We start from the raw sequence: 13,918 nt of genomic DNA, 5'->3' as shown, positions 1-13,918 counted from the left end.
ATAATGCGAGTCGTACTGCTCCTCTCGTTGCTCGAAGTCGACTTCATCACAAATTAATCAATTGATTAAATAGCGATGAATTTTTCGTATGTCGTATAACCAATCGCCGTCTTATAATTAATCAAATGTTTAATATTTTGAGAGGCGACGGTGACAAAAGCTCAAAGAAAAGCAGGAAGACCCACAGACCAAATTGATGCTCGTGAAAAGTTAATACTCCACGCACGCGAGCTCTTCACCATCATGGTCTACGACAAAGTATCCACTCGTTTGGTCGCACAAAAGGCTGGAGTGAATGTCGCGATGATTCGTTACTACTTTGGAAATAAGGAAGGGCTATTTGAAACGATGCTGCGCGAGACACTGTCACCCATGCAGAAGCAACTGCAAGCTCTCGTATCAGACAGCAGTGAGCAAAATTTTCTCGACTTAATGCGCACCTATTACCGAGAAATGATCAAAGTGCCGCAGTTTCCTCGCTTAATAGCTCAAGTCATGCACATGCCTCCTTCCAAAACTCAACGAAAGTTACTTGAAAAAGTATTTGCCGACATCAGCCAACCAATGCAAGGGGTTATCTTCGATAAGTTGGTCGACAGTGGTGTTCTGCGAAAGGGAGCTGACCCGCAACTTTGTCGTGTCTCTTATATCAGCTTAATGGTTTTCCCTTTTATGGCACCACCAGCGCTGCTCGCCATACACGGTATTGAACTCTCAGAAGCATTCTTGAACCGATTGTTCGAACACAACATACAACTGATGAAACATGGACTCTTAGACTCGGGCGACCAATATGAAAATGAATAAAAAACTGCTGTTCTTTCCTGCCCTTGCTGCCGGGATCGTCATTCTGCTTTTGGCAATTAACCTCAAACCAGATTTGCCAGTAAAACCTGCGGGGGATCGCGCAAGGTTAGTCGAAACTGTTCCTCTTGAACTGAAAGCCATTGCTCCTATCGCTATTGGGTTCGGAAAAATTACACCCAAAATTGAGTGGAAGGCTATCGCCGAAGTCACTGGAAAAGTAGTTTATCGCCACCCACAATTGGAAAAAGGGCAAGTACTACAAGCAGGAACGGAGATCTTAAGGATCGATCCACTCGATTACGAATTAAAACTGGTTCAAGCTCAAGCCGACCTTAAGTCTGCACAAACCTCTCTGGCTAAGCTAAACCAAGAAGAAGCGAACTTAAAAAGCACACTCAAAATTGAAGCGAATCGTTTAGTGATCGCCAACAAGGAACTTGCTCGTAAGCAAAACCTACGCAAGAAAGGCTTAACATCGCAATCTGATGTGGATCAACAAGAGCAAAGTGCGCTTTCTCAGCGTAAGTTGGTGCTTGATATTGAAAATCAGATAGGTTTGATGCCAGATGAGAAGCGTGTCGCTGAGGCGTTAGTTAAGGTCAACGCTTCGAAAGTGGATGAGGCGAAACGTTCACTTGATAAAACCATCATCACGCTCCCATATGATCTGCGCATTGCTCAGGTGGATATCGAACAAAATCAAGTAGTGAACCTTCAACAAACTATGGTCACAGGGCATGGCATTGATGTGATGGAAGTTGAAGCCCAGCTGTCGATACATGATATGCAAACCCTTGCTTCAAGCATCGGTGAGTTTGTACGTGATGAGTCAGGTATCCCACAACCTGATATGAATGCTATCCACGCCATTATTGAGCTTAATAGCGGCAACCTATCTGCGTCTTGGTCTGCTAAAGTCGCGCGTATCAGCGAGACGGTGGATCCAAGCCAAGCCACCGCTGGGGTGATATTGGAGATTGAGCAAGATTATCGAGCATTGAAACCAACGTCTGTACCACCTCTCGTGAACGGTATGTTTGTACGTGCGTTGATTGAAGGACAACAGAATCCAAGCTGGGTTATTCCTGAACGTGCGCTCCATGGAGACAAGATCTACCTGATGGGTGAAGATAACCGCCTTCAAATCGTGACTGTTGAGGTACTCTATCGACGCGACAACCAAGTCGTTGTCGAAGGTGCCTTGGAACAAGGTCAAAAGTTAATCATTAATGACCTGTTGCCTGCTATCAACGGCATGTTGTTGAAGGAAGCATCAGAGCAGAGCCAAACGGTGACTGAGGGGTCCGACTCATGATCCGATTCTTTGCAAAACACCCAACCGCAGCCAATTTGTTGATGTTGACGTTGCTTATCTTGGGTATTTCTTCCCTCTCTGGCATCAAGCGAGAAACCTTTCCGGAGTTCGATCCCCCTTATATTCTTGCTGGCGTGGTTTATCCAGGAGCATCCCCTCAAGAAGTGGAAGAGAGTATCTGTGTTCGTATGGAAGACGCCGTAGATGGACTCGCTAATATTGAAGAAACTCAGTGTGAAGCTATTGAAGGGTCAGCTCGTCTCATCTTAAAGTTAAATGAGGACGCCGATATAGGTCGCATGCTCGTTGACGTTCAAACTCAAATTAACTCGATCAATGACTTCCCACAAGAAATTGAGTCGCCCGTAGTTCAAGAACTGGACTGGAACGAGCCTGTCGTTGATGTGGCAATCACTGCAGATACGACTTGGCCGGAATTAAAAGGGTATGCCGAACAACTTAAACGCACACTAAAACTCGATTACGGCGTGTCTTTGGTCGATGTGGCAGGCTTCTCGGATCATCAATACAGGGTAGAGCTTGATACACAAGCGATTCGACAATTAGGTCTGAGTGTGGGTGATATTGCGGAGCAAATTGGTCGTCAAAACGTTAAGTTACCAAGTGGTAATGTTGAAACACCAGACAAAAATTTCCTGATTCGTTTTGACGAACGCCGCGTTACGCCAGAAGAACTAGAAACTATTGTTGTTGGTTCAGGCCCGAATGGCTCAATCATTCGCTTAAAAGACATCGCTACGATTACAGATCGCTTTGAATTAGATGAGCAGAAAGTACTCTTCGATGGTCATCCTTCTGCCCTTCTAAAGATCAGTAAAAACAAAGAAGACGATGCTCTCAGAATTAAAGAACGTGTCGCTCAATTTGTGGAAGAACAGCAAGCCATTGCGCCAGACGGAGTCATGCTACAAATGACCAATGATCTCTCGTCAGTGCTTTGGGATCGTCTTACTATGATGGTCAAAAATGGCTGGCAAGGTATCATTTTGGTCTTCGCTACGATGTGGTTGTTTTTTAGCTTTCGCTATTCATTTTGGGTTGCCGCCGGTTTACCTGTTGCATTTTTAGGTGGCTTGTTTTTGATGGCACAGCTTGGACTATCCATCAACATTATGTCCTTAGTCGGCTTGCTAATGGCGATCGGTATCATGATGGATGACGCAATCGTTATAGCGGAATCCATTGCCGCTCACCTTGACCGAGGCGAAGAGATTGATGACGCCGTTATCAAAGGCGTTAAGAAAGTTTTACCGGGTGTAATTTCTTCCTTCTTAACCACCGTTTGCATCTTTGGTAGCCTGCTGTTTCTACAAGGTGAAATGGGTGCAGTGCTAAAGGCGGTTCCGCAAGTACTTATCTTGGTATTAAGCTTGAGCTTAGTGGAAGCATTTTTGATTCTACCCAACCACTTATCTCATTCACTGCATAAACAAAAACAGGAAAAGACCACACCAAAGTTCAAACAAAAGCTACTGGCATCTTTTGAGAACTTCCGTAATACCACGCTGGTTAATGCCGTAGATAAAGTGGTTGAGTATCGCTACGCTTTCATGGGCAGTGTCATTACTTTGCTGCTGATTTCTGCCGCAACGTTAATCGGCGGTTTGCTTAAGTTCCAGCCCTTCCCTGAGCTAGACGGTGATATTGCCGAAGCTCGTATCATTCTTCCTCCTGGGTCTTCGCTATCCCAAACAGAGGCAGTGGTAGATAAGATCGTCGCATCAGCGCAAAAGCTCGATAAAGAATGGACTGAAAAAGTTGAAGGCGGTAATCCGCTCGTACTACACATAACCAGTCAATTCAACGCGAATGCCGATGCCAACGAATCAGGTCCCCATATCGCAACAGTTAGATTGGACTTGTTAGGGGCAGAAAGCCGCAACACTCTCATTGATGACTTTATCGCAGCATGGCGTGAAGATATTGGAGAACTCGCAGACCCCATCTCTCTGGTATTCAAACAGCCCACGATGGGACCGGGTGGTCGAGCGATAGAAATTCGTGCAAAACATGATGATCTTGATGCATTGAAAGCGGCTTCGATTGATATTCAACAGTATCTTAATCAATTTGACGGTGTTCATGGCGTGCTAGATGACATGCGCATGGGTAAAGAGGAAGTTCTGGTTAAATTGCGTCCCGGCGCAGAAGCTTATGGCATCAATGGTCAGCTTGTTGCAAACCAACTGCGTGCGGCATTTTTTGGTCAAACCGCTGACGAAATCCAAGTCGGCGTTGAGAATATTTCGATAGAAGTTCGACTAGATAAAACGCAAGCAGGCGACTTACAACAGTTGGCGAACTTTCCGATTATCTTGCCAGACGGTAGCCAAATTCCGCTCGCGACCATTGCAACATTGAATTTCCAGCGCAACTACGTACGCATCCAACGTATTGATGGATTGCGCACGGTGAGCGTATTTGGTGATACCGACAACACCAAGGCAAACTCAACCGCTATCATTCGCCAATTCCAACAAGATGAAGCGCCAAAATTGATGCAGAAGTACCCTGGGTTACGTTTCGACTTTGAAGGCGAAGCTAAAGACACAGCCGAGACCGGAGCCTCTATGGGCAAAGGCTTCTTGCTTGGGTTATTTGGCGTGTTTGCCATCCTAAGTTACCAATTCCGCAGTTACTTGGAACCGTTTGTAGTCATGCTCGCGATCCCACTTGCTTTTATCGGGGTAGTATGGGGGCATATTGTACTTGGGCATTCCTTAAGTATGCCGAGCATGATGGGCTTTGTCTCATTGGCTGGTATCGTAGTAAACGACTCAATCTTGCTAGTACAGTACATACGCCATCATGTAGATGAAGGTGACAATGTTCATGATTCTGTCGTCAAAGCGAGTAGAGAACGTTTCCGTGCCGTATTCCTAACCTCGATGACAACCGCTGCAGGTTTGCTACCGTTGCTAACGGAAACCAGTTTGCAAGCCCAAGTTATCCAACCTCTGGTTATCTCTATCGTGTTTGGTATTTTCGCCTCGACGTTGTTGGTACTGTTTATGATTCCTGCCGCTTATGCCATTTTGGCTGACTTCGGTCTAGTTCATAAGCACGAAGAGATCTAAAACAATCCGATAAGTTTCCTTATCAAAACAAACAAGAGCGGCTTAGGTCGCTCTTTTTGTTTTCAGTGAAAAACGTTAAAAGCCACACAAACACGTAACAATTAAAAGGTTATTATGAGGCATTAAGTGCAAATATGAACAATTGAGAATGCGATATGTTGACTTTTATATAACTAATTCAAATGACAGGTACCGTGTTTATGATAAGTTTTATTATCAAAAACGACATTTAGCACAGTAAAAACACACACAGACAACACATTCACAATTTGAACTAACGATAATGAAATCATTGATTGAAGAATTAACATTTTAACAATGATTACAACAATGTTAACTTTAGCCCCGTTGGTCGCACTGGTGGTAAGCCTCTCACCAAGCCTATTGTCAGTATGATATGGACGTTCGACCATCTCCAAAATGAATAGACACCCAAATTGGTGCCCTTTTTTCGCCCGCGAAGGTATTCTTCGCGGGCTTTTTTCTTTCTAACTATTTCAACTCACTACTGTTGCCTATCATGTCGCCAGATATATCGTTCGTTTTCACTAACTCGTAAACACAAAAAAAGCCAACCTAGTTAAATAGATTGGCAAACAGAGCAACAAGATTGACGCCAATAATTCATCACGTCGCCCTTGTATCGGATGTACTTTGGTTAATCGCGCTTCCTTGTGACTAACACGGAATCTTTAACGTCAGAGCTTAAGATTTGGTTGCCTCTATCTTCTGGCACTTGATCTTTACCAACTGCGCTTGTTGTTCTTTGATGTGTTTAACAATGCGCTCATCACGTTCATCAATGGCGTCCATGTTCATTTGTTGGATGTCCGCAACTGCCTCATGCTTCATTGTTGTAAATTCTTGACGTAGATCTGCACTCCACTCATCTTTGTCTAGAGTGTTAGCAGCAGCGATTGGTGATGACATTACAGCAATAAGACCTAGAGTAGATAGAAATACGCTTTGCATAATAAGCTCCTTAGGGATTAGCAGTTCATTGGGTTGCATCCTATACATTGCACATAGAATGCCAACTTTTTAAACCTTTAATATCAATGACTTAAAATAATCATCATTTTTCCACCATCTGCTCGGTGGCGAATTTCACACACTCAGTGTTAAATTAACCAAGCAAATTTATGAATATTTAACCATTCACTCAATTTATAGTATAGGAAGTTCATTTCAGTTCGCTTAAGGTACAAAAAAAGCAGCCCGAAGACTGCTTTGTAATTTCGTTCTAGGTGAAACTAGCTTTGCATACTTTCTCTACCAGTTGTATTCGCTGACGGCTTCTTGAACTTACTCATCACACGCCCGAAAAAGCGTTTGATTGCTCGGAAGATGTTTTTAATGTCTTCAAGCATCAGGTACAAACAAGGCACCAAAATCAAGGTAAGTACAGTAGCAAACAGCACTGCGAAACCAAGGGCTACTGCCATAGGGATAACGAATCGAGCCTGCAAGCTGGTTTCAAACATGATGGGTAAAACACCAGCAAACGTCGTGATCGATGTCAGCGTGATCGCTCGGAAACGTGCACACCCAGCCTCAACGACTGCTTGCTTGATGCTCATGCCTTTTTCACGCACCTGGTTGACGTAATCTGTCATCACCAAGGAATCATTGATAACCACACCCGCTGCCGCGATCAAACCAAACGTCGACATCATGCTGATGTCCATATCCAGCCAGAAGTGTCCCCAAATCGCACCTGTTAAGCTAAACGGAATCACCGACATGACGATCAGCGGCTGGGTATAGCTCTTCAACGGCACAGCCAGCAAGATGTATACGATGATCATGCCTGCAATGAAGAACATGATTTGCTCGTTACGCTGCGCAGCTTGCTCTTCGATATCACCACCTAGCTCAGTCTTGACGCTTGGGAAAACTTTTTTCATATCCGGTAGGATATTATCGTCGATGACTTTCACTACTTCTTGTGGCTCCACCAATTCCTCATCAATAGAACCATAAACGTAAACGGTTTGGTAACCACCTTCTCGTCGAATGCTACTCACACCCGGTTGTTCGTTGATCTTAACCACATCACCCAGCATGACCTTTTTCCCTGCTGGCGTCGTGATCACTGCATAGCGTAAAGAAGAAAACGCTTCACGAGTCAATTGCGGGTAACGCACCATGACTTTGATTTCTTCACCATCACGAATAATGCGCTGCGCTTCACCACCATAGAAACTGCCACCAACTTGTTCTGCAATCATCGTCAGATCCAAACCAAGGTCGTAAGCAACTGGAGCAAGTGAAAGTAGAACTTCTTTGCTACCGGAATCGATAGACGAAGATACGTCATACAAACCTTCTTCTTGCTGCAGTCGACCAATCAAGTAACGACCCGCTTCATTCAGCTCGTTAATATCCGAACCAAACAATAAGTAACCAAACTCATCACGATCACCACCGCCTGCACTTTGCTCACGGATCTTAAAGCTCTTCATTCCCGGAATCACAGGCATAGCTTCACGCCAACGACGCGCAAGCTCAAAGGTATTAAATGGACGTAATTCTTCATCGACAAGTGGCACAAGAATGCGACCTTCAGTACGACTGCGGTTGTAAGACAGCACGTCACGAATCATACCTTGACCGTATTCATCGATGATCTGATCTTCGATTTCTTGCATCACACCTTCAATGGTTTTTAGCGCATTAATGGTTTGCTCACTCGATACCGTGTCATTCATTTCAATCGTAATCGCAGGATAATCCGTTGGTACCTTTGGATTCGGAATCACACGCACATAGTTAGAACTCACCAAGGCTGCACTAATAAGAAGCAAGCCACAGAAGAAGGCAAATACAGTCCAGCGCCAATGCGTACAAGCTTTAACAAAACTACGGTAAGGACCATTCACAAAACCAAAGAAACGCTTGTTAAAGCTATCACGCCATCCATCTGGTTTGATTGGTTTGAAGTTCGTATGCGCCAAGTGAGCCGGAAGAATCAACTTAGATTCAATCAAACTAAAGGTAAGACACAGGATCACAACACCAGCAATGCCATAAAAGAAAGCACTATCAATACCACTAGAAAGCAGGAAAGGTGCAAATACCGCAATCGTAGTCAACACACCAAAGGTAGCTGGGGTAGCAACACGTTTAACGCCAGTGACAACATTTTCGACACCACCGCCCTTCTCTTCGATTTCACTATAAGCACTTTCCCCAGTCACGATAGCGTCATCGACAACGATACCGAGTACCATAATAAAGGCAAATAAAGAAACGATATTTACAGTGATACCAAGCATGGGCATCATCATCACTGCGCCTAAGAAACACACTGGCAGCCCTAACATTACCCACATCGCCAAGCGGAAACGCAAGAACACGCTCAGCATGATCGCTACAAGCGCCGCACCTTGAAGCAAGTTTTTCAGCATCATATCGAGACGACCATTGAGGTAATAGGTCATATCAACCAGTACTTTTAACTGAATATCGCTAGGTAACGTTTTGTTCTTTGCTTCAATATAGTTACGAACAGACTCTGCAACAGGAATAATGTTTTGGTCGCGCGTGGCTTGAACCGCCATGTAAATTGCGTTTTGACCTGAATATTCAAAGTAACGATCTTCTTCTGTGAAGCCATCTTTGATGGTTGCAATGTCTTGCAGTAACACCTTGGCGCCATTTGCGCCGAGTTTAACGGGGATATTTCGAAATTCATCGCCATGGTAGTACTGGTTCTCAATACGAACCGCGATCATACCTGCGTTGGTTTTCACCTCACCTGCGGAGAAGTTAGCAGAATAGCGACGAATCGCATTACTCACGTCATTCAGTGTTAGATCATACTTACGCAAAACAAGTGGGTCGACTTCAATCGCAATCTCTTCCTCTGGCGCACTGAGATCCACCAACATAACGTTTTGTAGTTGCAGAAGCTCATCTTCGACTTGTTTAGCAATAGGTTTGAGCTCTTCAAGAGGTCGGTCCCCGACTAACCCCATCTCAATCACTTCTTGCCGCCACTCCACTTGATAAACGTTAATCGGCTCCATGCCCGCAGGCAAATTGGATAAGGTGTCCACTCTTTGCTTTACATCGTCCAACACACGTTTGATGTCCGCGTTCACATCCACTTCAATCGACACATGCGCACTGCCTCGGGATGCGCGTGCGACCGTCTTTTTGATGCCGGTGACGTCTTTAATCGACTCTTCCACTTTCACCAAAATACTCTCTTCAATTTCTTGTGGAGAAGCACCTGGATAAGCAGCACGAATATTGATGTAGTTGACCTCAACATTCGGGAACATTTGGCGTTGAATGAATAAGAAACTCACGATGCCCATCACGATGATGAACACCATCATTAAGTTTGCAGCGACAGAGTTATTGGCAAAATAGGCAATAATGCCTTTTTGTTGATTCTCTTCCATGATTGACTCCTACTTACTGTACGACGGTTTCGGAGTCGTCATTCTTTTTTGCGACTTGGACTGCCATGCCTTTTTGCGGGTACTCAGGCAAAGTCAGAACAAGCATGTCTGATTGCTCCAAGCCTTCCCCAACAAGCAAAAACTCACCTTCTGCACGAAGCACGTTTACTGTTCTTGGCTGCAGTTCATTTTCACCATTCACTACCCAAACCGTTCGGTTTTTCACTAACTCTTGTGGTAAGCGATAAATATGCTTTAGTTCTTTACCTGTGAAACTCACTTCGACATACGAGCCAAACTTAATCGGCGGCTGCTTGTTATCTAAGCCATAAGGATCTTTCACCTGAATGACCATGTTGATCATACGTGTCGCGCTGTCGATCATTCCTAAATCTCGAACGACCTTACCTTCTCTCGTTGTTGAAAGAATACCTTGTTGGGTCACCGTTGCTCGCAGTTCTTTTAAGGAGTCAGGAAGGAACGCACTGTCAAAGCCTGCGATCGGAACATGGATCTCTGCCACTTCAATGTTATTTAACGTAGCCACGCGAGAACCAGAAGAAACAAATTGACCGACACCGATGTCGCGTTCAACAACGAGAGCATCGTAAGGTGCTACCACTTTGCAGTTTTCTAGGTCACGCTTTGCTCGTTTTAGGGCTGCTTGCGCTGACTTCACTTGCGCTTGAGCACTTAACACCTGTGGTTTGCGTAAATAGAGGTCTGTAATTTGTTTATCGCTTAACTTCTTCGCTTGACGTTTCGCTACCTCAGCTTTTGCTTGCTCTTCAATTAGAGCTGCACGAGCGCTTGCTAAACCGGCTTCAGCTTGGAGTACTGCCGCTTCGTAATTATCACTTTCAATCGTGAATAGCACTTCACCACGTTTAACGATGCCACCAGTGACAAAGTTTGGATGCCAACTCACGACCTCACCGCTGACTTGTGCAGCGAGGTGGGTTTTCTCAAAAGGGACCATCTCACCATGACTGGTGATTACGACTTTATGATCGGTTGGAAAAAGTGAAGAAGTTTGTACTGTAGGTTCAGTAACGGTGTCTTTGGTTGACTCTTTTTCTGGTGCGGTCGCAGCGATAGCGGCATAGCCCGCATAAGCCCCCCCCATCACGACGAAGGGTAAAAGCCAACGTAATACTGGTTTTGCTAACATCAAAAATCCTTTTTTATTTTTGTATTCTCCTATTCATCCCCATCAGGCATTCGCCTTAAGACCACGTTAAAAATCCGAGATTTTGTAACTGGACCTTACACTCCCCGCGGACAAACAGTGAGATATTTGCATCTGAAATAGACAACTTTATAAAAGAGCCGTGCTTCCGCTGTTTTTGTGACTATCGATCACAAAAGAACTATCCATGGCAAGTTAATAAAATTAACAAAAACTTAACCACTTTCGCAAGTTACGACCTCTCACACTCACCGTTTATACGCAATAGGTGTGCCAATCGTTTACTTTTTAAATATCAATAAGTTAAATTAATCTAGCTATTTTTTGTAGTTCAGTGTTGGTAATTACCACCAGATATTAGTGATATTAACCATTTACCAACAAAACATAAGTTAAAAACATGATATTGTCCGCCTGAATAATATTCCATTTTCATGCATTAAATGTGGTTTCGCGCTCTTTGCCTTGAATGTGAAAACTGCGACTTAACCTAACCCGCTCGCATTACCAGTTACCAACGCTTGATATATAATCAAAAGGTTATGATAAACAAGGAAGTGTGCATTGCGACGTTCTCTCTCAAAAGCCCTCTTGGGCTCTATGCTCTTACTGGTCTCAGCGTGTTCATCCATTCAACCCAGAGATCCAAGTGAGAAATCCACCAGCTTTCAATTTGGCTATCAAAATGATTCTGCTTTGGCTGATTTTTTTGAAAGCTACGACAAAGATCCAGACTCTGATACCGGTTTTTATCCACTAAACCAAGGCAATGACGCACTTCTTGCTCGAATAGCTCTGATTGAATCCGCCGAGAAAAGTTTGGATTTGCAGTACTACATTTACCGTAGCGACGAAACTAGCCAACTGATGACATGGCGATTGTATGAAGCCGCTCAACGCGGTGTACGTGTTCGCCTATTGCTGGATGACATGCAAAAACGCAATGATGAAGGTATGGCGCAACTGAATGCTCACCCTAACATCGAAATTCGTTTGTTCAATCCTCATCAATACCGAGACGCGCGCGTATTTGCTCTTGCGAGTGACTTTGACCGCCTTAATCGTCGTATGCACAACAAGTCACTAATATCAGATAGTGTCTCCGCGATTGTTGGTGGTAGAAACATTGGCAATGAATACTTCTCTTTTGAATCTAATGTCGAATTCGGCGATTTCGATGTCATGCTTTATGGCGAGGCTGTGACACAAACCGCGGATCAATTCGACCTTTACTGGAACAGCTTGTATGCGATCCCAATGGAATGGATTGTGCCTGAATCAGAAAGAGTTGCCGACGATGCTATTAAAACTCAAGTTAAGAACTTGAAATTAGAAGAAAAGTTCTCTACTGGTCCTTATAATTTTAAAGAACTCGATCTTTACGAAGAACTGCAACAGGGCAAGTTGAATTTATACTGGGGACAAGGTGAAGTTTGGTTCGACTTGCCCGATAAGATTGCAACTCAAGAAAGCCAACTTGTTGCCAACCTCAGTGAACTGTTAGCAAACGTAGATAACTCTTTTGTACTGATATCCCCGTACTTTGTGCCAACAAAATCTGGGACAAAAGCACTGACGGACGCGGCAAAGCGAGGTATCGACATCACAATAGTCACAAACAGCTTGGCATCGAACGATGTGTTTGCCGTTCATGGCTGGTATGCGAAATACCGAGAAGACTTGGTTAAAGCTGGGATCAAGCTTTGGGAAGTGAAAGCCAGCGCAAAAATCAAAAGTAAATGGAGTCTCACGGGCAGTAGCAGAGCAAGTTTGCATGCCAAAGCCATGATGATCGATGGTAAAACTCTGTTTGTTGGTTCCATGAATTGGGATCCACGTTCCGCTGAACTCAATACCGAAATGGCAGTCGTCATCGAACAACCTGAATACGTGCAAAAATCCTTAGCGCAGTTGCCCAAACAGCTCAGAGAAAATGCCTATAAAATCGTAATCAAAGATGGCGACATAGCGTGGGTTGATATGGAGACTGGTGAAGAATTCGATTCGGAGCCAGAAGCCAGTGTATGGAGAAAAATGGGCGCTTGGTTCTCTGGCATACTTCCAATTGAAAATCAGCTATAACCCTCGTTATGCGCCTGCTAAATACCAGAAACCAGAGAGAATAGCCCACCGCTCAGAACATAAGGGAGTCGTGTTCTATTGAAACGTAATACGACAAAAATAGAAGAGTGAAAAAGGAATCACGATGTCAGTAAAATGGAACGAATATTATCAAAAGGTCGCGCAGCAGCCGCACCGTCCCAATGTCGAGCGTGCAGCGAATTTACTTACTCTCGATAATAAAACCGCTATAGATGCGGGATGTGGAACTGGAAGAGACTCTCAGTATCTTCTTAGTCGAGGCTACACCGTTCATGCTTTCGATGCGCATCAAGACGCTGTCGAAACCTGCTTAACTCGCTTTGAAGGCAACCCTCACTATTCCATATCCCATTCTTGTTTTAGTGATTTTACCTACCCTGCTTGCAGTTTATTTATCGCCAGCGCCAGTTTGTTCTTTTGTCCTAGCGAACACTTCGCCAAGGTCTGGCAAAAAATCAACAAAGCATTAGGGGCTGTTGACCTTTCGAGCTGATTTTTGCAGCGAATTGTTGGGGATTTATACAAGGCAGAGACTTTGCTGTGTAGCTAGCCTACATGAGAAGGCGATAACGCAGTAGAAATGACCAACAAACGCTGCCCGGAGGGTTCGGGCTAGGCGCCCCCGCAAAATCGTTTTATGCTTTGTTAAGGAGTATTTACTTAGAATGACTAGGCAGCACACTCCTTGCCTCGCCTAAAACGATTTTGACAAGGCGTCCCCATCCGAACAAAATTTAACCGCGAAAGGGTCAACAGACCCTAGTACCTAACGGCGTATTTTGTGGCGACTTGTTAGGAATCAACGATTCTTGGGTTGAGGCAGATACTCACCCCAACATCTGTGCTTTCACCAAAGAGCAAGTGGAAGCTTTGTTTGAAGGTTATGAAATACTTCATTTTCACGAACGAGATGAAGATGGCACAACAGCTGTTGGACACACAAAGCATTGGCACACGTTCAGCGTCACCGCCATTAAACGTTAATTAAAAGGTA

At 44.4% G+C, this 13,918-nt stretch carries 8 protein-coding genes and 1 pseudogene; 6 read left to right on the top strand and 3 right to left on the bottom strand.

Features of this window, described 5'->3' with window-relative positions; genetic code table 11:
• The first annotated feature begins 150 nt into the window (after nucleotides 1–150).
• The 3 genes from J4N44_RS19090 to J4N44_RS19080 are packed head-to-tail and all read left to right on the top strand — an operon-like array spanning nucleotide 151 to nucleotide 5,220.
• Nucleotides 151–807: a TetR/AcrR family transcriptional regulator gene (locus tag J4N44_RS19090; RefSeq protein WP_252045600.1), complete on the top strand. Its 657-nt coding sequence runs from the start codon at nucleotides 151–153 to the stop codon at nucleotides 805–807.
• On the top strand, nucleotides 794–2,122 hold the full coding sequence (locus J4N44_RS19085) for an efflux RND transporter periplasmic adaptor subunit (RefSeq protein ID WP_049536346.1): 1,329 nt from the start codon (nucleotides 794–796) through the stop codon (nucleotides 2,120–2,122). Before J4N44_RS19090 ends, J4N44_RS19085 begins: the two co-directional genes overlap by 14 nt.
• Entirely contained in the window at nucleotides 2,119–5,220 is a 3,102-nt protein-coding gene (locus J4N44_RS19080; RefSeq protein ID WP_038898797.1) for an efflux RND transporter permease subunit, read from the top strand. The genes J4N44_RS19085 and J4N44_RS19080 overlap by 4 nt, the downstream gene beginning before the upstream one ends.
• Before the next feature lie 705 nt (nucleotides 5,221–5,925).
• Here J4N44_RS19080 and J4N44_RS19075 read toward each other — a convergent pair.
• The 3 genes from J4N44_RS19075 to J4N44_RS19065 form a co-directional block, all read right to left on the bottom strand.
• Nucleotides 5,926–6,192, bottom strand: coding sequence for a hypothetical protein (locus J4N44_RS19075; protein ID WP_009701831.1), 267 nt, complete (start codon nucleotides 6,190–6,192; stop codon nucleotides 5,926–5,928).
• Between the two features lie 281 nt (nucleotides 6,193–6,473).
• On the bottom strand, nucleotides 6,474–9,632 hold the full coding sequence (locus J4N44_RS19070; RefSeq protein WP_050933488.1) for an efflux RND transporter permease subunit: 3,159 nt from the start codon (nucleotides 9,630–9,632) through the stop codon (nucleotides 6,474–6,476).
• A gap of 13 nt (nucleotides 9,633–9,645) precedes the next feature.
• Entirely contained in the window at nucleotides 9,646–10,803 is a 1,158-nt protein-coding gene (locus J4N44_RS19065; protein WP_009697217.1) for an efflux RND transporter periplasmic adaptor subunit, read from the bottom strand.
• A 582-nt stretch (nucleotides 10,804–11,385) separates the two neighbouring features.
• Here J4N44_RS19065 and J4N44_RS19060 point away from each other — a divergent pair.
• From J4N44_RS19060 to J4N44_RS19050, 3 genes and pseudogenes are all read left to right on the top strand, one after another.
• Complete coding sequence (locus J4N44_RS19060; RefSeq protein ID WP_252045599.1) at nucleotides 11,386–12,903, top strand: phospholipase D family protein; 1,518 nt, start codon at nucleotides 11,386–11,388, stop codon at nucleotides 12,901–12,903.
• Between the two features lie 124 nt (nucleotides 12,904–13,027).
• Nucleotides 13,028–13,393 (top strand): annotated as a pseudogene (locus tag J4N44_RS19055) (class I SAM-dependent methyltransferase); the annotation flags it as partial.
• Between the two features lie 320 nt (nucleotides 13,394–13,713).
• On the top strand, nucleotides 13,714–13,908 hold the full coding sequence (locus J4N44_RS19050) for a hypothetical protein (protein ID WP_390503161.1): 195 nt from the start codon (nucleotides 13,714–13,716) through the stop codon (nucleotides 13,906–13,908).
• Nucleotides 13,909–13,918 lie beyond the last annotated feature (10 nt).

The sequence above is a fragment of the Vibrio sp. SCSIO 43155 genome (genome assembly GCF_023716605.1).
Taxonomy (GTDB): domain Bacteria; phylum Pseudomonadota; class Gammaproteobacteria; order Enterobacterales; family Vibrionaceae; genus Vibrio; species Vibrio harveyi.
This window is presented reverse-complemented; position numbering and strand designations above follow the sequence as displayed.

Bases quoted from the DNA above. Each gene is read 5' to 3' on its own strand.
- J4N44_RS19085 (WP_049536346.1), top strand. From the start codon at position 794: ATGAAAATGAATAAAAAACTGCTGTTCTTTCCTGCCCTTGCTGCCGGG.
- J4N44_RS19065 (WP_009697217.1), bottom strand. From the start codon at position 10,803: ATGTTAGCAAAACCAGTATTACGTTGGCTTTTACCCTTCGTCGTGATG.
- J4N44_RS19070 (WP_050933488.1), bottom strand. From the start codon at position 9,632: ATGGAAGAGAATCAACAAAAAGGCATTATTGCCTATTTTGCCAATAAC.
- J4N44_RS19080 (WP_038898797.1), top strand. From the start codon at position 2,119: ATGATCCGATTCTTTGCAAAACACCCAACCGCAGCCAATTTGTTGATG.
- J4N44_RS19075 (WP_009701831.1), bottom strand. From the start codon at position 6,192: ATGCAAAGCGTATTTCTATCTACTCTAGGTCTTATTGCTGTAATGTCA.